This is a genomic window from Neobacillus canaveralius, assembly GCF_047237705.1.
Lineage (GTDB): Bacteria > Bacillota > Bacilli > Bacillales > Cytobacillaceae > Neobacillus > Neobacillus niacini_K.
Genome location: NZ_JBDFLL010000001.1, coordinates 1,404,028 through 1,424,248, shown reverse-complemented (window position 1 = coordinate 1,424,248; position 20,221 = coordinate 1,404,028). Strand labels below are relative to the sequence as shown.

General features: G+C 37.7%; 20 protein-coding genes and 1 other annotated feature. Of the genes, 1 reads left to right on the top strand and 19 read right to left on the bottom strand.

Features of this window, described 5'->3' with window-relative positions:
• The 13 genes from ABC255_RS06975 to ABC255_RS06915 form a co-directional block, all read right to left on the bottom strand.
• Positions 1-588 (bottom strand): TVP38/TMEM64 family protein, encoded by a 588-nt coding sequence (locus ABC255_RS06975; protein WP_412992301.1) that lies wholly within the window; start codon positions 586-588, stop codon positions 1-3.
• Positions 589-655: 67 nt separating this feature from the next.
• The gene (locus tag ABC255_RS06970; RefSeq protein ID WP_412992299.1) at positions 656-913 is read right to left on the bottom strand and encodes a DUF1294 domain-containing protein; all 258 of its coding nucleotides are present in this window, start codon (positions 911-913) and stop codon (positions 656-658) included.
• A 60-nt stretch (positions 914-973) separates the two neighbouring features.
• Positions 974-1,333, bottom strand: coding sequence for a 50S ribosomal protein L20 (rplT, locus tag ABC255_RS06965; protein ID WP_221825197.1), 360 nt, complete (start codon positions 1,331-1,333; stop codon positions 974-976).
• Positions 1,334-1,364: 31 nt separating this feature from the next.
• Positions 1,365-1,565: a 50S ribosomal protein L35 gene (gene rpmI, locus ABC255_RS06960; RefSeq protein WP_034676880.1), complete on the bottom strand. Its 201-nt coding sequence runs from the start codon at positions 1,563-1,565 to the stop codon at positions 1,365-1,367.
• A 17-nt stretch (positions 1,566-1,582) separates the two neighbouring features.
• Complete coding sequence (gene infC, locus ABC255_RS06955; protein WP_034676878.1) at positions 1,583-2,086, bottom strand: translation initiation factor IF-3; 504 nt, start codon at positions 2,084-2,086, stop codon at positions 1,583-1,585.
• A 115-nt stretch (positions 2,087-2,201) separates the two neighbouring features.
• Positions 2,202-2,334, bottom strand: a sequence feature (ribosomal protein L20 leader region).
• 325 nt (positions 2,335-2,659) lie between these two features.
• Positions 2,660-4,597 carry a threonine--tRNA ligase gene (gene thrS / locus ABC255_RS06950; RefSeq protein WP_412992295.1) on the bottom strand — a complete coding sequence of 646 codons (1,938 nt, stop codon included), beginning with the start codon at positions 4,595-4,597 and terminating at the stop codon, positions 2,660-2,662.
• A gap of 410 nt (positions 4,598-5,007) precedes the next feature.
• Positions 5,008-5,880, bottom strand: coding sequence for a putative sporulation protein YtxC (ytxC, locus tag ABC255_RS06945; protein WP_412992293.1), 873 nt, complete (start codon positions 5,878-5,880; stop codon positions 5,008-5,010).
• A 150-nt stretch (positions 5,881-6,030) separates the two neighbouring features.
• A complete protein-coding gene (dnaI, locus tag ABC255_RS06940; protein ID WP_412992291.1) occupies positions 6,031-6,960 on the bottom strand; it encodes a primosomal protein DnaI in 930 nt (309 codons plus the stop codon).
• A gap of 13 nt (positions 6,961-6,973) precedes the next feature.
• The gene (locus ABC255_RS06935; protein ID WP_412992289.1) at positions 6,974-8,362 is read right to left on the bottom strand and encodes a replication initiation and membrane attachment family protein; all 1,389 of its coding nucleotides are present in this window, start codon (positions 8,360-8,362) and stop codon (positions 6,974-6,976) included.
• A gap of 52 nt (positions 8,363-8,414) precedes the next feature.
• The gene (gene nrdR / locus ABC255_RS06930; protein ID WP_045523558.1) at positions 8,415-8,876 is read right to left on the bottom strand and encodes a transcriptional regulator NrdR; all 462 of its coding nucleotides are present in this window, start codon (positions 8,874-8,876) and stop codon (positions 8,415-8,417) included.
• A gap of 85 nt (positions 8,877-8,961) precedes the next feature.
• Complete coding sequence (locus ABC255_RS06925; RefSeq protein ID WP_412992287.1) at positions 8,962-9,360, bottom strand: hypothetical protein; 399 nt, start codon at positions 9,358-9,360, stop codon at positions 8,962-8,964.
• A gap of 105 nt (positions 9,361-9,465) precedes the next feature.
• A complete protein-coding gene (speD, locus tag ABC255_RS06920; protein WP_412998502.1) occupies positions 9,466-9,840 on the bottom strand; it encodes an adenosylmethionine decarboxylase in 375 nt (124 codons plus the stop codon).
• 321 nt (positions 9,841-10,161) lie between these two features.
• Positions 10,162-11,193 (bottom strand): glyceraldehyde-3-phosphate dehydrogenase, encoded by a 1,032-nt coding sequence (locus ABC255_RS06915; protein WP_412992285.1) that lies wholly within the window; start codon positions 11,191-11,193, stop codon positions 10,162-10,164.
• A 206-nt stretch (positions 11,194-11,399) separates the two neighbouring features.
• Here ABC255_RS06915 and ABC255_RS06910 point away from each other — a divergent pair, with 206 nt between their 5' ends.
• Entirely contained in the window at positions 11,400-12,296 is an 897-nt protein-coding gene (locus tag ABC255_RS06910; protein WP_412992283.1) for a nuclease-related domain-containing protein, read from the top strand.
• A 526-nt stretch (positions 12,297-12,822) separates the two neighbouring features.
• Here the strand turns inward: ABC255_RS06910 and coaE are convergent.
• The 6 genes from coaE to ABC255_RS06880 all read right to left on the bottom strand — a co-directional run bounded on the left by coaE (position 12,823) and on the right by ABC255_RS06880 (position 20,192).
• Positions 12,823-13,431 carry a dephospho-CoA kinase gene (gene coaE / locus ABC255_RS06905; protein WP_412998501.1) on the bottom strand — a complete coding sequence of 203 codons (609 nt, stop codon included), beginning with the start codon at positions 13,429-13,431 and terminating at the stop codon, positions 12,823-12,825.
• A gap of 24 nt (positions 13,432-13,455) precedes the next feature.
• Positions 13,456-14,094 (bottom strand): sporulation membrane protein YtaF, encoded by a 639-nt coding sequence (ytaF, locus tag ABC255_RS06900; protein ID WP_412992281.1) that lies wholly within the window; start codon positions 14,092-14,094, stop codon positions 13,456-13,458.
• Between the two features lie 89 nt (positions 14,095-14,183).
• On the bottom strand, positions 14,184-15,011 hold the full coding sequence (mutM, locus tag ABC255_RS06895; RefSeq protein WP_412992279.1) for a DNA-formamidopyrimidine glycosylase: 828 nt from the start codon (positions 15,009-15,011) through the stop codon (positions 14,184-14,186).
• Between the two features lie 51 nt (positions 15,012-15,062).
• Positions 15,063-17,696 carry a DNA polymerase I gene (polA, locus tag ABC255_RS06890; protein ID WP_412992277.1) on the bottom strand — a complete coding sequence of 878 codons (2,634 nt, stop codon included), beginning with the start codon at positions 17,694-17,696 and terminating at the stop codon, positions 15,063-15,065.
• A gap of 19 nt (positions 17,697-17,715) precedes the next feature.
• Entirely contained in the window at positions 17,716-19,479 is a 1,764-nt protein-coding gene (gene pnpS, locus ABC255_RS06885; RefSeq protein ID WP_412992275.1) for a two-component system histidine kinase PnpS, read from the bottom strand.
• Complete coding sequence (locus ABC255_RS06880) at positions 19,476-20,192, bottom strand: winged helix-turn-helix domain-containing protein (protein WP_412992273.1); 717 nt, start codon at positions 20,190-20,192, stop codon at positions 19,476-19,478. Before ABC255_RS06880 ends, pnpS begins: the two co-directional genes overlap by 4 nt.
• Positions 20,193-20,221: the final 29 nt, after the last annotated feature.

The window sequence follows — 20,221 nt, the reverse complement described above, 5'->3', positions numbered from 1 at the left end:
CTATCCAGCGGCTTTTTCTGTTTTTCTTTTAAAGAAGTCCTTCCATTTAATCACATTTTGCTTCTCTCTCAACAGATAAACAAGACAAGTTAATCCGATAAGAATCATTACAATAACAGAAGGGGTAAAAGTGCTGATATACTCTCCAAAGATAGTAAAGAAAAAAGCGATGGGGATATTCGTTATTAATGATGCCTTCATGTAATCTTTAAATTTAGGTTTTCTTTGTTTTAAACAAAAGCTTAATAGATGATAATGTACAAATGGAATAAGTCTTAAAATAGCAATTTGACCAACGGTAAGATTCCGAAATTCACCGAACCAACGATTTTTTATTTTTATAATACGCTCCTGGGTCTTTGGCATTCTATCAATAAAAACATAGAAAAAGACGCTAACCCCCATTAAACCGATAACCGAATAAATAGTTCCCCATAAAGTTCCAAACAGAACACCACCTGCTACGACAACAACTGATACAGGAATAAATAAGAATGATCGAAGCAAATGAAATACAACGAAAGCAAGTGGAGCAATAATGCCGCCAGCTTCCACCATGACTAACAGCAAAGACAAGTCCTCATTCATGTAACATGCCCCCTAGGTGTTATCTTGCTTGTTAATTAAGCATATAGATAGGGTCATGCTGTTATGTCTACACCGTGAAAAAATAGCCCAAAAGAATGACCTCCGCTACAGCTAGTAAAGGAAAGCCAATTTTAAAGTTTAAATGCTTTGTTTTATGACGATAAAGCTGCATTCCCGCTGTAGTACCAACGGCTCCCCCACATATAGCAATTAGCCACAAAGTGTTTTCACTGATTCGATATTGATGTTTTTTCGCTCGGTCTTTATCTACTTTCATTACGATTAAACCAATTAGGTTCATCATGATATAGGCACCTAAAATCATTTCCCCGTCTCCCTTATAGAAAAAGCCATCCTCGTTATGAGAATGGCTTTTATCGTAAAATTATTTCGCTTGTTGTTGTTTTGCAACGTTTGCTAATTCAGCAAATGCGTTTGCATCACTTACTGCTAATTCAGCAAGCATTTTGCGGTTTACTTCGATACCAGCAAGCTTTAAGCCATGCATTAAACGGCTGTAAGAAAGACCGTTCATACGAGCTGCTGCGTTGATACGAGTAATCCAAAGTTTGCGGAAGTCGCGCTTCTTTTGACGACGATCGCGGAATGCATACATTAAAGATTTCATAACCTGTTGGTTAGCTACTTTATATAATGTATGTTTTGAACCATAATAACCTTTTGCTAATTTAATAACTTTTTTACGACGCTTGCGCGTAACTGTACCGCCTTTTACACGTGGCATGAATTTTTCCTCCTATATCAATCGTTAACGATTATTTAAGATTTGTTAATAAGAAACGGATGCGTTTGAAATCGCCTTTAGAAACAAGTGAAGCTTTGCGAAGCTTACGCTTAGCTTTTGTAGATTTGTTTGCAAATAAGTGGCTAGTATAAGCGTGTGAACGCTTCAGTTTACCAGAACCAGTTTTCTTGAAACGCTTTGCAGCGCCACGGTGAGTTTTCATTTTTGGCATTGGGATAGTCCTCCTTATTACTTTTCAGTTTTAGGTGCTAGAACGAGGAACATGCTTCGTCCATCCATTTTTGGATGAGACTCGATTGTTGCAACTTCTTTGCACTCAGTAGCAAAACGGTCTAATACACGTTGACCAATTTCTTTATGGGTAATCGCCCGGCCCTTGAAGCGGATTGAAGCTTTTACCTTGTCGCCTTTTTCCAAAAACTTAATCGCATTGCGAAGTTTTGTATTAAAGTCATGCTCATCAATTGTTGGGCTGAGACGAACTTCTTTTGTAACAATAATCTTTTGATTCTTTCGAGCTTCTTTTTCTTTCTTTTGATTCTCGAATTTAAATTTGCCATAGTCCATAATTCGGGCTACCGGAGGCTTCGCATTTGGTGCAACTAGTACCAAATCAAGATTCACTCGTCCGGCAATCTCCAGCGCTTCAAATTTGGTTTTAATCCCTAATTGCTCGCCGTTTTGATCGATTAGGCGAACTTCGCGAGCGCGAATACCCTCATTTAACAACATGTCTTTGCTAATAATTAGCCACCTCCAAGGTTTTCACGAATACAACATCCGGGTCAAGAACATCTGACTTTTGCTGCATCGGCAAGTACTGAACAACTTTAGATTCTTTGTTTAAGCAAATAAAAAAGTGCGGATGTAATACACCCACACTTTACGAAACAAAAGTAATAAACTAAAAAGTTCACGTAAAACCTGCCAACTGCCAATTGCGTCAATCAGGTGAGAAGCGGGTGCTTCTTCTTTTCCCAAAACTAGTATTCAATTTTCCTTAGTTACTATAACATAAGCAAAGACGTGATGTCAAACATGCATTTCGTATGACAACGAAATTTATTCTATCAAGAAACGAAGAATTATTCAATAGAAATTTTTTCTTTTTTTGCTTTGCTAAATGGGGCTGTTGATTTCCGCTCCAGGCACTTCGCTTTCCGCAGGCGGTTCGGGAAGCCTCCTCGACGCTAAAGCGTCTGCGGGGTCTCCCCTGTCCCGTCCTCCTGCAGGAGTCTTCGTGCCTTCCGCGTAAATCAACAGTGCTAATATCAATATTACGCTTTAACACAGCTTTTTAGAATGTTAACCCCTTTTCACTTCAGCCTTTAGTGATTCAAGGAATTGTGCAAATGGCTCTGTTGCTGATTTTTGCTCGCCATATTTGCGGACGTTTACGGCATTTTCTTCTACTTCCTTGTCACCGACAACGAGCATATATGGAATTTTTTGCATTTGTGCTTCACGGATTTTGTAGCCGATTTTTTCATTACGGGCATCTAATTCAACACGGAAGCCTTGGTTTTGTAGTTGTTCCTGTACCTGCTTTGCAAAGTCAAAATGCACATCAGGTGAAACAGGGATGACTTGTACTTGTACGGGTGCAAGCCAAGTTGGGAATGCTCCTTTGTATTCTTCAATTAAGAAGGCTACAAAGCGTTCCATTGTTGACACGACTCCACGGTGGATAACCACTGGGCGGTGCTGCTTGCCGTCTTCCCCAACATAATTTAAATCAAAACGTTCAGGAAGCAAGAAGTCTAATTGTACAGTAGAAAGTGTTTCTTCTTTTCCTAATGCTGTTTTAACTTGCACATCAAGTTTAGGACCGTAGAAAGCTGCTTCTCCTTCTGCTTCATAATAATCAAGGCCTAAGTCATCCATTGCTTCCTTCAGCATACTTTGCGCTTTTTCCCACATCGCGTCATCATCGAAATACTTTTCAGTATCTTGTGGATCACGGTAGGATAGACGGAAGGAATAGTCATTAATGTTGAAATCCTTGTAAACTTCTAACACAAGATTAACAACCCGCTTAAACTCATCTTTGATTTGGTCTGGTCGGACAAATATATGAGCATCATTTAAAGTCATTCCGCGTACACGCTGTAAACCTGATAAAGCTCCAGACATTTCATAACGGTGCATAGTTCCAAGCTCAGCAATCCGGATTGGGAGTTCACGATAACTGTGAATCGCATTTTTGTACACCATCATATGGTGTGGGCAGTTCATTGGACGAAGAACCAATTGCTCGTTATCCATATCCATTATCGGGAACATATCCTCTTGGTAATGATCCCAGTGGCCTGAAGTTTTGTATAAATCCACGCTTCCCATAATTGGAGTGTAAACATGGTCGTATCCTAGACGTTGCTCTTTATCAACAATATATCTTTCAACAACTCGACGGATTGTTGCACCTTTTGGAAGCCATAACGGCAACCCTTGACCAACTAATTGTGAGCTAGTAAACAGGTTTAACTCTTTACCAATCTTTCTATGGTCACGTTCTTTCGCTTCTTCTAATAAGCGAAGGTGCTCTTTTAAATCCTCTTTCTTGAAGAAAGCTGTACCGTAAATACGCTGAAGCATTTTGTTTTTGCTGTCTCCGCGCCAGTATGCTCCGGCAATGCTTAACAATTTAAATTCTTTAATTTTTCCAGTTGAAGGTACATGGACACCACGGCAAAGATCAGCGAAATCACCTTGCTCATAAATTGTCACTGTCTCATCATCAGGAATTGCTTCAATTAGTTCAAGCTTATAGGGGTCACCGGCTGCTTTGAAGAACTGTACAGCTTCGGCACGGCTTACTTCTTTACGCACGATTTCGATATTTTCGTTAACGATTTTCGCCATTTCTTTTTCGATTTTCGGAAGGTCCTCTGGAGAAAGGGATTCCTCAAGGTCGATGTCATAATAGAATCCACCTTCTATCACTGGTCCTACGCCAAGGTTTACTTCTTTGCCATACAGCCTTTTAATTGCTTGAGCCATTAAGTGAGCTGTACTATGACGCAAAATTTCTAAAGCTTCTTTTGATTCTGGTACAACGATTTCTATTGAACCGTCTTCTACGATTGGACGGCGAAGATCAAATAATTGACCATTCCATTTCCCAGCGATTGCTTTTTTCTTCAGTCCCGGGCTGATGGAAGCGGCAATATCTTCCGTTGTTGTTCCACGAGGGAACTCCTTTACTGCTCCATCTGGAAACGAAATCTTAACAACGTTTGACATGGTTTTTCCTCCTTTGTTTTGAGCGCACGGGACTTTTTACATCCAAATAGCGCTTATAAAAATAAAAAAACCCGTCCCTGGAAAAGGGACGAGTTTAATAAACACGTGGTTCCACCCATTTTTTCATTTTTAAAAAATACACTTAAAAATGACTTTAGGACAGGGTAACGGGCTGTTTCCCGTCAGACGATTACTCACTTCAAAGAAGCGTTCACCGCTGAAGTTTAAAGGTGGTAAGCATTCAATCCGTGCTAGGAGGCTTTCAGCCGAGTCCTCCCTCTCTGGTAACCGTGAATAAATACTGTTATCCTTATCATTACTTTTGCTTGATATATTAACTATGTATTGTATTATAATGATTCTAATTTCAAAAATCAATACACCAAGCATACAATTTTTTCAATATTTTTTCAAGCACCGTTTTCTTTTGCGGAGTTTTTCTGCTGAATCCATTCTTTTGTATGCCGCAAACCTTTGTATGACTTTATTATCACTCGTTCTTCAAAGATGTTTTTTATTGTCCTTACAAGCGGTTCCTCTGGACTTTTTGTATAAAGGTGAATGTTCTTTGGTGCGATTGATAATAAAGGTGCAATTGAAGCAGAATCGACATAAACTGGGTGGTTAAACAAAAGCTTCCGGTCAATCATTTTCATCAACTCCCCCCTTTTTATCTCTTCAAACTGCTCATCAAAAAAGGTGATTTCCTCATCAAATAAAAGGTGCAGCGTGTCCATTTTAGGATCGCGGCTGGCTAAAAAATCCCTTAATGTTTGAATAAACATTTGATATTCTTGCTCCATTTTATATTCGTCAATTGAAATTTCTACATAACTCTCTAGCAATTTCAAATAAGGTCGCAATCGAAATTTAAAAAAGGAGTCAAATGAAAAGGAGTCATGGTCCTGAAAGATTTCCTCCACTGCTTCTCTAATTTTGGGTTCTTCCGCATTTTCCTTAATGAAAACGGCCAAGTCCTCCCGCTGACCTTCAAGAACAGAATAAATAATCTCGATAATATGTTCCTGCTCCTCTGGATCCTCGAAAAAATACTGCTCTTGTAGAATAGCTCTAAACCAGTCATCTCGTTTAATTTTTATAATAAATTCATAGAATGCTTCTTTGACCTCTCCAAACCTTACAATACTTTCCGAAATTTTCACTATATGTCGATCTTCTAAAAGAAGAATATCTTCATTATTTGGATGATACCGTAAGCACTTCAGCAAGTGATCATAACATCTCTTCGCATCCATCTTGCTTCGGAAGATGATTTCTGCCAACCAAATCCCCCCTTTGTCCCATACTCTGTTTTACATTTATATGGGGGGATTGACCAAATTAGAAGTTCATACATCATGAATGGACCAATATTGTGAAAAAAAAATAAGGATTACCGAAAATGTATCGGTAATCCTCTTTGCATTTATCATTTAATCACGGCGATTGGGTCCATCAACAAGAACAGGGTCACTTAAACTCCGAATTCTTTCCATGATTCTCCGTGCTTTCATCTTTTCCTCTTCACCACGTTGACTGTAGGTTAAATGGTGCTCAAGCCCTTGGAAGTCAAAATTAGAAGTAAAGAAGGTTGGAAGCTTTTCAAGCATCCTAAACTGCAGAATCGGACCTAATACTTCATCCCTTGTCCAGCTGGAGACTGCTTCTGCACCAATATCATCGAGCATCAAAATGGGTTCCTTTTTCAATGCTTCAATTTTTTCATTTAATGTAGAATCACCAATCGCACTTTTCATTTCACGCAACAGCTCAGGAACATAAACAATCATCGTGGGAATTTGCTTTTTAGCCAGCTCGTTGGCTATAGCTCCTAACAAATAGGATTTTCCCACTCCAAATTTGCCATATAGGTATAACCCCTTAGGCTTTAAACCTGCCTCATAATTCATTAAAAATGTAGCGGCACGGTCCCCAGCGTCAAGACGGCCCAAGTCACCTTCAAACTCCTCAAAGGTAGCTTCCAATATATCTCGAGGTACATGTAAACTCTTAATAAGCTTTTGATTTTTCTTTTGCTCATCGGCCATCACTTTTCTTGGGCATCGCTTATAAACCACATCAATAGAGTTTCGTACAAGTACTAAATCAGGGTGATACCCTTTCATGAAATTTATACATCCATCCAGACTCTCGCAGCGATTACACTCTTTACTTTGCTGCGTGTATTCATAAAGCTTGCTCATGCTTTTTTCGATCGTATTCTGATCGAGTTCATTTTGGTGTGCTGTTAAAAATGCATGAATATCCGGATGGTCTAGTACTTGCCTCCGCTGCTCTTCATAACGCTTTTGAAAATTTTCATTGGAGGCTAATCGCTTAATTGTTCGATTTATCCTTTCCAATTCCCTTCACCACCTATTTACGAAATGCCTTTAGCTTTTCTTCAATCGCACGCTTTTTCGCTTCAAGCTCTGTGTTTTGCTCTTTTGTATCTGCTTTAACACTTGCTTTTTTGCTATCATCAAACCAATCAGGTAATACTTCTGTCCGAATTGGTTTTTGTTTCGTGGATCTACCAGTCTTTTTGCTTTCTTGAAAGCCGCGCTCTTCTTTCCTAGCTGCTTCCATTGCTTCTTTAACAGTCTTTATTTTAAGCCGGGCCCAATGGCTTGCAATCGAATCAACAAATCCCTTTGTAAATTTCATATCTGTTTTTCTAAGAACAACCTCGATTAACACATTTACAACACCAGGGGGAAGTTTATATTTAATCATGACTTCCTCTAATATTTTTAAATTGGCAGCAGAAGGCTCCACTCCGCCTGAGAGTTCTTTAAAAATAACGATTGGGGGTGTGGTTTCATAATAACGAATTAATTTCTCCTCCTGTGTTTTCGGTTCCGTTACTTGGACCTGGTGGACGGCAGGCTGGGTTCTATTGATAAGACTCGGAAGTTGGTCATAATTTTCAAATTGATACCAATCACGCGCACCTTTTCTGAGGTCCTCGATATCAATTTCATCTTTTTCATTGATTGCCCCTAAGATAAAGTTTTTCATTTCAATTGGGCTGATTCCATAAAGAAATGAAAGGTTACTGATAACCTCTTTTACCTTTTTGGTTAGTGCTTTAGGAGGGACTAGTGATTCATTTAGCCCTACCATTAACAGTTCAAAATCAAAGGTATTGGTATCAATTTGAATTGGTTTTTGGTCCTGGCGGCCAATAAATTCTTGATTCTGTCCCGCCCCCAAGTCTTCTGCATGCTCTTGCATATACTGAAGACTGCCTGGAGTTGCCGACGCAAACACATCCTGAAAAGCTCTGGTTACTTCTAAATAATCTTCATCCAAAGGCTTTTTAGCTATGCTAAAAAAACGTTTTAATCGCGCAAAGTGATTTTTCCCGATTTTACGATATAAATAAATATTTAACATTCCATCTAAAAAGAATTGCTCTGGATTTAATGGTGGATAAAGTTCATAAATAAATGAGCGTCCACTTTCATCACTTTTTACATATGTTTTTAACAGACCAATTCCCTCTAAACTCAACCTAGCCTCGTATATATCCTTCAAATTCACACTTAACAAATTCATTAACAAATGATGAGTGGAGGATTCAGACCATAGTTTATTTTCTTCAAGCTCAGCCCAAAGAGTCATATATAAACTTAAACAAGCGGAGCCGATTAAGGGCTGATACAAAAAGGTCAGCACTTTGCGGTCGTATTCATGCAGCAATCCATTTGACGTAACAAGATAACGGTCAATCGGAATCAATTCCTGCCAATGCTGCGTCATATCATTCACCCTTTAAAAAAGTAATAAAGAGCCAAAGACTTTCTTTAGCTCCCTAGGATTTCTCCTTGTTTATCAGTTCCTTTAATTCTTGAATAAAAACATTTATATCCTTAAATTGACGGTAAACAGAAGCAAAGCGCACATAAGCTACTTCATCAACATGTGCAAGCCTGTCCATCACCATTTCACCAATCAATTCACTTTTTATTTCTGAAATACCTTGACTGCGCAGTTCCTTTTCTACCCCTTGGGTTATATCCTCTAATTCTTTTAAGGCGACAGGGCGCTTTTCACATGCTTTAATCAAGCCTCGAAGGATTTTATCCCGGCTGAATTCTTCCCTCGTACCTTCCTTTTTTACGACAATAAGTGGAATTTCTTCAATCTTCTCGAATGTAGTAAAACGATATCCACATTCTTCACACTCACGTCTTCTTCGAGTTGCACGACCCTCATCTACCGGCCGGGAATCAAGCACACGTGTACCATAATTTTGACATGAAGGGCACTTCATTTGATCAACTCCCAAATCAATCCATTCATAAATATAACTATCCATTCTTTATCTTATTAGAAAGAAAACGGTAACACAAGAAGTATTATGAGCTTTTTCCGACTCTAACAAGAGTATGTAATTTGTCGATTTTTTCGTAATAGGAAACTAGCCTTTTTCTTAAAACCGGGTACAATCCGATAGGAGAAAATTTATCGGAAGAAATACTAAAGTCTACTGCTGTTTCCATTCCTCTTACAGAAACTACTGTAACAATTAGAAAACAAGGAATCGGTTTGTTAATCTCAACGGCTATCTCACCATGGTCTTTTGAAACCGTAACGATTCGGCAATCTGCATCCTGGCGAAATAAATCTTCGACGGATTGAAAAAGCTGGTTGAAAGTTGCTTTATAATAACGGGTAGCTAAGGAACTATCTTTTTGATGATCTGATGTTTCGACTTGCTTTCTAAAACGAATAAATAAATTACCAAGTATAGACATATGCGCCTCCAATAAAAGTCTTTTATCTAATTTTACAATACTTTACGAAAAAAATAAAAAGGGGTGTACTATAAATACACCCCTCATCGCTTTTTTATTTAAAAATTATAGAGCTTTTGCCTGTTTTATTTGAACAGGACCCATACCACGTGGAATTTCAATATTCTCGCGTGTTTGCGCATTTAAGCTTTGAGCAATATAATCAGCTGCTACATTTGGATTTAAATCGCCACAAGTATATACATCAATGCTAGCATATCCATGTTCAGGGAAGCTGTGAATCGTTAAGTGGGATTCAGAAATAATGACCACACCGCTTACGCCTTGTGGTGCAAACTTATGAAATGCTACTTCGCGGACTTCTGCACCTGATTTAAGAGCTGCGTCGACAAAAGTTTGTTCAATAAAATTTATATCATTCAATTTTTCAAAGTCACATCCCCATAATTCAGAGATCACGTGTCGCCCCATTGTTTCCATATTCATTTTTCCCCCTTTAAACATTTTTGTTTCATTCTTGAAATCGTTTACTAACAGTATCGTGTAATTACCACGGGGGAAAGTTAGTCCAGAGAGGTCCTAACCCTTTAAGTAATTAATCGCTACCAATTTCAAGAAGTTCACGATGACTAGTATACTAAGTTTATATTTCTTTTGCAACCTACTATTCTAAAATTTTACAGTGTCTGTGTTTAAAGGGCTTATCTCCTCAAATCAAAAAACATATTACAAACTAATTTATGCACAAATGTTTGAAAGCTACAAAAAAATACTGTCAGTCGACAGTATTTTTTAGAGAATTTATCCAACTTTTACTTGATTTGAATTCGCCATTAGATGTGCGACATATAAGGTAAGATCGACGACGCGGGAGGAATAGCCCCATTCGTTATCATACCAAGCAAGCACTTTCACTTTTCTGTTCCCCATGACCATGGTTGATAATCCATCAATGATGGCTGAGTACGGATTTGTATTAAAATCAACGGATACAAGCGGTTCCATCGTAAAGTCAATGATGCCCTTTAATAGACCATTTTTTGCTTCTAAAAAGGCCTGATTGATATCATCCACTGTGACATCTTGTTTCAAATCAACTACTAAATCCACTAATGAAACATTTGGTGTAGGTACACGAAGTGACATTCCATGCAGCTTACCCTTTAACTGGGGTAGTACCAGCGCTAACGCTTTAGCCGCCCCAGTTGTGGTTGGGATGATAGATTGTCCACATGCTCTGGCTCTCCGCAAATCTTTATGTGGGTTGTCAATGTTTCGTTGGTCATTTGTGTACGAGTGAATCGTTGTCATTAATCCATTCTCAATTCCAAACTTTTCATCCAATACTTTTGCCACAGGTGCCAAACAGTTTGTGGTACAAGACGCATTCGAAATAACATCATGTTGAGTGATGTCTAGTTTGTCTTCATTTACACCCATAACAATGGTGATATCCTCGTTCTTGCCCGGTGCAGTAATAATTACCTTTTTTGCTCCTGCATCTAAGTGCAGACTTGCTTTGTCTCGTGAGTTAAATTTACCAGTCGCTTCAATCACGACATCAATATTTAACTCTTTCCATGGAAGCTGCTCAGGGTTCCGATTATTTAATAATTTCACTCGTTTACCGTTTACAATTAGCTCTTCATCCAGCGCGATAATATCCCCTTGAAACTGTCCATGAACCGTATCATATTTTATTAAATGTGCTAATGTTTCTGCAGGGTAACTTGCATTGATAGCAATAATATCAAGCGTATTTTCAAGGATCGCTTTTCTAAAAACCATCCTTCCAATTCTCCCAAAACCGTTTATTGCAATTCTCGCCTTCATTTCACGGCCCCTTCCTTAATACGTTATACTTTTTAACTTATTTCGATGTAATTAGTATAACATATTTAGTTGAATATGTTATATATAAAGTGCGGAATTTTAAAAATGTTTTACAATTCAGGTAACTTATTAACATATTTAACAAAACATCCATGTTATTTGGTTAAAAAGTTAGATAGAATCAGAGTTAAGAAAGGAAGTGGAACATGTTTAAAAGAGAACGACCTATACCTGCAGAATTGGTTATCTTGAGAATTTTGAATTACAGAACGAAATTATCGGAGAAAGAAAAGCTGCAACTTTCTAACAAAGAGAAGGGTTATGAAGGGGAATTGAAGTTTGACTGTTTAATACGTGACTTAGATACTTTGGTTATTAATGATTTGTTACTCGAATTTGGTGAAACAGTTTTCCAAATTGACACTTTGATTATCTTCTATGGACGAATTTATCTTATTGATATCAAATATTATGAAGGAGAATATTGTTATGTAGATGGCCTGTTTAAAACAACAGCTGGAAGTGAAAAGAAGGATCCTATTCTACAGTTAAGTAGATGTCATTCAGAATTCCGGCAATTACTTCAAAAATATGGATATAATTATCCCACTGATGCTTTTCTCGTATTCAATAACCCCGAATTTACCTTATTTCAACCATCACCAAATCCACAGATTATCCTACCAACACAAGTTAATTCTTTTATTAAAAAGCTATATAAAATGCCCTCTAAATTAAGCGATAAGCACCATAAACTTGCAGACCTGTTAGTTTCTTTACATAAAACCGAAAACCCGTATGCGCGATTACCAAAATATCATTATTACACAGTGGAAAAAGGGATTACCTGTGGGTCCTGCCACTCGTTTGATGTTTCTGTCTCTAGAACGATACTAACCTGTAAATGCGGGTTTAAAGAGCGAGTGGAACCAGCAATAATGCGCAGTGTAAATGAATTGCAAATTCTGTTTCCGGAGATTAAGCTAACAACCAATCTTGTTTATGAATGGTCTCAAGCGATTGTTTCCAAAAAAACAATTAGGCGAATTCTTAATCAAAATTTCAAAGCAATAGGGAATACAAAAGAAATTTATTATGAGTAATGAGCTAAACTAGAATTCTCTATCGATACCTATTGGGTCACATCATCGATAAACACTAGGGCATAATCCATGGCGGATTGTTATCGTAATCTGGGGTGCTTTAATTTATCGGCACTATCCCGCCATTATTGTTACCGTAATCTGCGGTGCCTTAATTTATCGGCATTATCCCATCCAGATTGTTCCCGTAATCTGCGGTGCCTTAATTTATCGGCACTATCCCGCCATTATTGTTACCGTAATCTGCGGTGCTTTAATTTATCGGCACTATCCCGCCATTATTGTTCCCGTAATCTGCGGTGCCTTAATTTATCGGCACTATCCCATCCAGATTGTTCCCGTAATCTGCGGTGCCTTAATTTATCGGCACTATCCCGCCATTATTGTTCCCGTAATCTGCGGTGCTTTAATTTATCGGCACTATCCCGCCATCGTTGTTACCGTAATTAGCAAATACTTGGTTTATGGGAACAATCTCACTGGTTTTTAGATTTAGAGAGCATAAAAAAGAAGGGATGGCCCCTTCTTAAATAAGTCTTGTTATTCCCCAGCCGTTTAAAACCTCAATTACCTGTTTTTTTGTTTCGGTGATAGCGCCATTATTATTAATGACGGCGTCGGCAATGGCTACTTTTTCTGAAAGAGGCATTTGTGATTTTATTCTTGCCTCTGCATCCTTTAGTGATAATTCATTTCTTTCCATCAGTCTTTTTAACTGGATGTCTCTATCAACATAAACAAGGATGGTTTTTTCAACCATATGCGTTAGTTTACTTTCAAACAGCAGTGGAATATCGAGGATAATCACTTGTTCCTCGCGTTCCCTGGCTGCTTCGACTTGATTATTCATCCTTTTTCTTACCTCAGGATGAACAATGCTATTTAAGAGCTGTCGTTTATCAGCGTTATGAAAAATGATGGAACCGAGTTTTACCCTATCAATTTCCTCGTTAGTTAGTAAAATATCATTACCGAATTCAGTAACAATTTTTTGATAGGCGGGTTCTCCTTTTTCAACAGCTAAGCGGGCTTCTACGTCTGCATCAATAACAGTGATGTTCATTTCTTTTAACATATTGGAAACTGTACTTTTTCCACTGGCTATTCCGCCTGTTAGTCCGATTACTAGTGACATACTCTGTTCCTTTCCCATAAAAATTCATAATTTCATTATTCCAATGATTATTAATAAAATCCCTGGTATAAAGGTAAGCTTTTGGACCAAGTTAAATTTATGAAAAAAAGCACCGCTTTTTATTCCTAAAACAAGAAATAATGAACTCATAACTGCAACGCTGGCGGCTAGATAAAGAGGAGAAAATCCAAGCATCGCCGCACCAATCCCAGCACCAAACGCATCGATGGATAAGGCAAAGCCGAGCATGAATGCCTCAATTCCGGTGATGGTGCCCGAACGGTCAAAGTCAGCTGACATTGGTTTTCTTAGAATATTGATAGCAATCCCTAATGAGCGGATTTCAAAATTAATAATCAGCTTTTCATGTTCGAGCAGTTCAGCGTCCTTTTCTTTCTCTGGCCTGAAAAATTGATATAAAACCCAGGCACCGAGACCGATTAAAATAATACCCCCAAGGCTTGCCGTTATATCCGGAGATAAAATTTTTTCAAGGCCATGGCCGATTGACACAGCAATCATTAAAGAAATCGCTGAACAGGTTGCAATGATGAGAACTGATTTAAGCGGCAGTACCATTTTTCTAAGTCCATACGTAAACCCTACGCTAAAGCTATCAAGACTGAGAGCAAAAGCCAGCAGGAGAAGTGAGAACTGAAACATGATGTCTAGAGCTCCTTCCGTCAATCACTACGATAGTATATGGGAGGAGCCTATCCTTTGTTATTAAATTGTCATCTCACTTCTAAAGATTAAAGTTTTTGGCATTTAGGACAAAAATGAGTACCTCGTCCTCCTACTTTCATCTTTTCCAATGATGTTCCACACCTTTTGCATTCTTCCCCATTACGGCCATAGGCAAATAATTCGAGCTGAAACATTCCAATTTCCCCTTGTGAGTTTACGTAGGAGCGAATCGTGCTTCCGCCTTTTTTAACTGCTTCATCTAATGTCTTAACAATTTCTTGATGAAGCAATGTTAATTCTTTTTCACTCAAAGAGTTTGCAATCCGTTCTGGATGTATTCCAGAACGGAACAGGGCCTCATCCACATAAATATTTCCAAGCCCAACAAATACTTTTTGATCAAGGAGTGCAGGCTTTATCTTTCTGTTCGTCTTTATCAGCTTATCCGATAAATATTCCTTCGTGAAATCCTCTGAAAAAGGCTCTGGTCCAAGGTCAATAAGTGGAGGTTTTTGAAATTCCTCCCCCTTTTTGTATAAGTGCATGGTTCCAAATTTCCGAACATCTCGATATCTCAATTCACTACCATCGGTAAAATGAAAGATAACATGAGTATGTTTATCATAGGGTTCTTCTTTTGGATAAAGCCCATATTTCCCTTCCATCCTTAAATGGGAAACGAGGGCAAATGTAGTCGTATAAATGATTAAAAACTTTCCTCTTCTGCCGACGTCCTCAATTGTTTCTCCTTTAAGAGCGTCAATAAATTGTTCCACCTCCACTGGATTTTTAATGATTTTCGGCCAGTGGACGGTTATATTTTCAATTTGTTTATTTGAAACAAGCATTTTTAACGTTTTTCTGACGGTTTCTACTTCAGGTAATTCTGGCATAAAAATCCCCCTACTGCTGTCTAGCTGCAGCGCCAAGGCGCTTCCGCTTTTCTACTTTGCATCAAACCATGTTGGGCCATAGGAATAGTCTACTTTTAATGGCACTTTTAATTCGAGGGCATTTTCCATGACATCTGGAACTAGTTTCTTGAGTGTTTCGATTTCTTCTTCTGGTGCTTCGAAAATAAGTTCATCGTGCACTTGAAGCAATAGTCTTGTTTTTAACCCATAATCCTTTAACGCTTCTGCCATATCAATCATGGCTTTTTTTATAATATCGGCAGCACTTCCCTGGATTGGGGTGTTCATGGCTGTTCTTTCAGCAAAACTTCTGATGTTAAAATTACGATGTGTAATCTCTGGGATATATCTTCTTCTTTGCAGAAGGGTAGATACATAACCCTTTTGTTTAGCTGAATGAATGATGTCATCCATATAATCCTTAACCCCAGGGTAGCTTGCAAGATAGCGGTCAATAAACAGACCAGCTTCCTTACGCGTAATTCCTAAGCTCTGTGAAAGACCATAGTCACTTATGCCATAGACAATCCCGAAGTTAACTGCCTTGGCTTGCCTTCTCATATTGGATGTTACCTCATCCGCATTTACGTGGAATACATCCATCGCCGTTTTTGTGTGAATATCAAGGTCATCCTTAAAGGCTTGAATAAGTTTTTCATCACCAGCAATGTCTGCAAGAACTCTAAGCTCGATTTGCGAATAATCGGCTGCAAAAATGATCCATCCTGGTTCCGATGGTACAAATGCTTGGCGGATTTTCCTACCCTCTTCTAATCGAATCGGAATGTTCTGCAGATTTGGGTCTATGGAGCTTAATCTGCCTGTTGCGGTTAATGTCTGTTGATATCGTGTATGAACTTTACCTGTTTTAGGATTAATAACCTTGAGTAAACCTTCAATATAAGTGGACTGGAGCTTGCCTAACTGTCTGTAAGTAAGAATATGCTCAATGATTTCATGGTCATTTGCTAATTTCTCTAAAACATCTGCTGATGTTGAATAGCCTGTTTTTGTTTTCTTAAAGGATGGCAGGTTTAATTTTTCAAATAAAACGACACCCAATTGTTTGGTTGAATTAATATTGAACTTTTCACCAGCCAACTCATAGATAATACCTTCAATTTCGATCAACTTATCATGAATTTCGCCGCCCATTCTTTGTAGACGATCCCTATCTACCTTGATCCCGCAGGATTCCATATCAGCTAAAATGAGTGACAGTGGCATTTCAAGATCAGTAAATAATTCATATTGTTCATTTGTTTTTAATTCGTCTTCCAATTTTTGTTTTAAATCAAACATCGCAAGACTTTTACGAACAAGGTGCTCAGCTGTAAGCGTTGCTTCAGGTATTTTCCGCTTAGCCCCTTTTCCATAAAACGACTCATCTGATTGGATATTTACCCCATATTTTTTTGCAATCGTTGAAATATCATCAATGGTTTCAGAAGGATTAATAATATAAGACGCCATTAACGTATCAAAATTTACCCCTTTTAGATGGATATCGTACCTTCTTAAAGCTACCTCGGAACGCTTCGCATCATAGACTGTTTTCTTTTTAGTTTCATCTTCAGCCCACTTTTTAAAACTATCGGATTTTATGGCTAATTCAGTTGGAAAATAATAATATCCCTTTTCATTTACAAGCGAAAAACCAATGATATCGGCGTAATGATAATTATCATCTAGCATTTCAACATAGAAATAATTATCATCCGCAAACAAATCATCACTAATCACATCAGGGGTTATATACTCTATCTCTTCAAGTTCAAGCTGTTCAGTGCTTGCAGTGTCTCCACCTAATTTTTCTAATAAGGAATGAAAGCCAAGCTCTTTATACAGTGCAACCACTTTTTCTCTTTCAAAACCCTCATAAGCAACATTTTCTACAGATACTTCGACTGGTGCATGTCTTTCTATCGTGGCAAGCTGCTTACTCATTACTGCTTGATCCTTAAATTCTTCAAGCTTTTCTTTTAACTTATTTCCTGTTACTTGATCAATTGATTCTAGTAAATTCTCTAAAGTTGAAAATTCCTTCAACAGTTTGATCGCTGTTTTCTCACCGACACCTGGTACACCAGGAATATTATCTGAAGGGTCACCCATTAGCCCCTTCATATCAATAATTTGCTCCGGAGTTAAACCATACTTCTCCATAACATGTGTTGGAGTATATTCTTCAATATCGGTAATCCCTTTACGAGTGATTCCTACAGTGGTATGATCCGAGGAAAGCTGCGTTAAGTCTTTATCTCCTGATATAACCTTTATTTCATAACCTTCTTGTTCAGCAGATAAGACAAGCGTTCCAATAATATCATCAGCCTCATAATTCTCAAGCTCATATCGCTGGATACCATATGCGTCAAGAAGATCACGAATAAACGGGAATTGTTCCGATAATTCAGGAGGTGTTTTCTGCCTACCGCCCTTATACTCACCAAAGGTAGCATGACGAAATGTTGTCTTGCCCGCATCAAATGCAACTAGTATATGAGTTGGCTTTTCGTCTTCCATAATCTTATTCAACATCATGGTAAAACCGTAAACTGCGTTTGTATGTACGCCTTTATCGTTATTAAGCAGGGGCAGTGCAAAGAATGCACGGTAAGCGATACTATTCCCGTCTATTAATACTAATTTCTTCTTTTCCATCCAATTACCCCTTTTCCGGTTAATTCATATATTTATGCAGTTCGATGATAAATTCACTGCCCTCACCAAGGGTACTTCTCACCGAGATGTTTCCGTGATGTGCTTCAACTAAATGTTTTACAATTGCTAATCCAAGACCTGTCCCGCCAGAGTCCCGGCTTCTTGCACGGTCAACACGATAAAATCGTTCAAAAATACGTGGAATTTCTTCTTGTTTTATTCCTACGCCTGAATCTTTCACATGGATTTTCACTGTTTTCTCGTGATCGAACAGCGAAACCTTTACATATCCTTTTGGAGGGGTATACAAGATTGCATTACTTATCAAATTTATAAATACCTGTTTTAAGCGGTCATGGTCTCCTTGTATATATAATTCTTCCCTCTGGAACTCAAGTTCTAGACCAATATCTTTTGATTTTGCTTTTTTATTAAGCATGGTGATTACTTCATTGATTAATTTAAACAGGTCAAAGTTCTGGATGTTCAATTTAAATTCCTGCTGCTCAATTTTAGAAAAATCGAGCAAATCTTGAATAAGCGACTGCATTCGGTCACTTTCTTTATTAATAATCGATAAAAATGCTTCTAGCGTATCTTGATTATTCATTGCACCATCTAATAGCGTTTCTGAAAAACCTTTTATAGAGGTAACTGGTGTCTTCAATTCATGTGACACATTTGCCACAAAATCTTTTCTCATTACTTCTAGTTTTTTAATTTCAGTAATATCATGGAAAACGAGTAAAACCCCTTTCCACACATTATTTATTCCTATAATCGGTATACCGTAAACATCAAAGTATCTTCTCTCAATCTCCAATGGGAGAAGGAGATGTTTTCTAATTTTTTGTTCTGTCCTGAAAACATCCGCTATGATATTGCAAATTTCCTCATGCTCAATAACCTCATAATACAATTTATCTAAGTAGTTAGAAGAGTTTACATGAAAAATCTCGATGTACCCCTTATTAATTAGATTGATGTAGCCACGGCTATCCATTAATAGAAGTCCTGCACCCATATTTTCAATTAATGCACTTAAACGATCTTGCTGTATTTCTTGAGCTTTACTCATTTCTTGAAGGTTTTGGGCCAAAACATTGATTGAAGTACTCAACATACTCGTTTCATTTAATTTATTACTTTCTATTCTGGCCCGGTAATTTCCTTTTGCCAGCTCAATTGCCACATTCGTAGCAGCTTCTATTGGCTTTGTATACCTTCCAGTTATTCTGTATCCAAGATATATAAAGACAATAAAAACCATTAGAAGGCTAATAGAAAGAATCCACCAAATTTGCCCGTATGCTTGTTTAAGTTCACTCGTTTTAGTAAAAATGAACAAATAACCTTCATTTTCATTTGATTGTTTTATTGGTTTCCAGGAATAGTGTAAGTCGTATTCCTCACGCTCAACAAGCTTCGTTTTATTTTTTTGCTTTTCCTTTAAAACCTCATTAATAATTTCTTTTATCCCATTTATATTAGAAGGACTCATTTCTTCGCTGTCAAATAGTATTGTCCCTTTTGTATCTGTGATGGCAAGCCTCACATTTAGAATATTGCTTACTTCCATTATTTTTTGTTGATTAAATGAATTCACGCCACCGTTATTTTCAATATGCAAGCTTAAAAGATTACTTTCTTTATCTAAACGTTCATTATATGTATTAAGGTAGTAGCCTTTAAAAAGTTGTCCAAGTAATATTTCAAGTCCGACTAACCCGATTATAAGTAAAGAAATTAGTGCAAGAAGAAGCTTTGTTCGGAATTTTGTCATTCACCTTTCGGCTCCTCAAGCTTATAGCCTAGTCCACGGACAGTTTTGATATAAGCAGGTTTTTTCGTATCCTCTTCAATTTTTTCCCTTAAATGTGAAATGTGAACATCTACAATACGAGTATCGCCAGCAAATTCATAATTCCAAACCGCACTCAATAATTGGTCACGTGTTAACACGCGATTTTTATTCTGTGCCAAATAATGAAGTAATTCGTATTCCTTTAGGGTCAGTTCCAATTGTTGATTTTTAAAATAGGCTTCATATTTCTCCGGGATAATTTGAAGGTTTCCAATAACAATATCAGAACTATCCTGTTGTTCCTCCTCATTACTGTTGGTTTGTATTTGAATTCTTCTTAAAATAGCCTTTACCCGTGCCACCACTTCTCTTGGGCTAAATGGCTTAATCATATAATCATCCGCACCAAGCTCTAGCCCCAAAATCTTATCAAACTCATCATCTTTCGCTGTTAACATTAAGATTGGAGTCATAATTTTCTGCTGCCGAAGCTGCTTACATACTTCGATTCCATCCATTTTCGGAAGCATAAGATCTAAAACAATGATATCAGGTGCTATACTTTCAGCTAATTGTTTTCCCGTTAAGCCATCCATTGCCGTTACTACTTCAAAACCGGCTTGTTCCAAATTATATTGAAGCAAAGTTACAATTGATTGTTCATCGTCTACAACTAGTACCTTATTTTTCATAAAAACCTCCGAATGTTTTGTCTATTTTG

Bases quoted from the DNA above. Each gene is read 5' to 3' on its own strand.
- ytaF (WP_412992281.1), bottom strand. From the start codon at position 14,094: ATGTTTCAGTTCTCACTTCTCCTGCTGGCTTTTGCTCTCAGTCTTGAT.
- rplT (WP_221825197.1), bottom strand. From the start codon at position 1,333: ATGCCACGTGTAAAAGGCGGTACAGTTACGCGCAAGCGTCGTAAAAAA.
- rpmI (WP_034676880.1), bottom strand. From the start codon at position 1,565: ATGCCAAAAATGAAAACTCACCGTGGCGCTGCAAAGCGTTTCAAGAAA.
- ABC255_RS06925 (WP_412992287.1), bottom strand. From the start codon at position 9,360: ATGTCTATACTTGGTAATTTATTTATTCGTTTTAGAAAGCAAGTCGAA.
- ABC255_RS06880 (WP_412992273.1), bottom strand. From the start codon at position 20,192: ATGAAAAATAAGGTACTAGTTGTAGACGATGAACAATCAATTGTAACT.
- ABC255_RS06915 (WP_412992285.1), bottom strand. From the start codon at position 11,193: ATGAAGGCGAGAATTGCAATAAACGGTTTTGGGAGAATTGGAAGGATG.
- ABC255_RS06935 (WP_412992289.1), bottom strand. From the start codon at position 8,362: ATGACGCAGCATTGGCAGGAATTGATTCCGATTGACCGTTATCTTGTT.
- coaE (WP_412998501.1), bottom strand. From the start codon at position 13,431: ATGTCACTAGTAATCGGACTAACAGGCGGAATAGCCAGTGGAAAAAGT.
- ABC255_RS06910 (WP_412992283.1), top strand. From the start codon at position 11,400: ATGTTTAAAAGAGAACGACCTATACCTGCAGAATTGGTTATCTTGAGA.
- ABC255_RS06975 (WP_412992301.1), bottom strand. From the start codon at position 588: ATGAATGAGGACTTGTCTTTGCTGTTAGTCATGGTGGAAGCTGGCGGC.
- speD (WP_412998502.1), bottom strand. From the start codon at position 9,840: ATGGAAACAATGGGGCGACACGTGATCTCTGAATTATGGGGATGTGAC.
- nrdR (WP_045523558.1), bottom strand. From the start codon at position 8,876: ATGAAGTGCCCTTCATGTCAAAATTATGGTACACGTGTGCTTGATTCC.
- thrS (WP_412992295.1), bottom strand. From the start codon at position 4,597: ATGTCAAACGTTGTTAAGATTTCGTTTCCAGATGGAGCAGTAAAGGAG.
- pnpS (WP_412992275.1), bottom strand. From the start codon at position 19,479: ATGACAAAATTCCGAACAAAGCTTCTTCTTGCACTAATTTCTTTACTT.
- infC (WP_034676878.1), bottom strand. From the start codon at position 2,086: ATGTTGTTAAATGAGGGTATTCGCGCTCGCGAAGTTCGCCTAATCGAT.
- polA (WP_412992277.1), bottom strand. From the start codon at position 17,696: ATGGAAAAGAAGAAATTAGTATTAATAGACGGGAATAGTATCGCTTAC.
- ABC255_RS06970 (WP_412992299.1), bottom strand. From the start codon at position 913: ATGATTTTAGGTGCCTATATCATGATGAACCTAATTGGTTTAATCGTA.
- mutM (WP_412992279.1), bottom strand. From the start codon at position 15,011: ATGCCAGAATTACCTGAAGTAGAAACCGTCAGAAAAACGTTAAAAATG.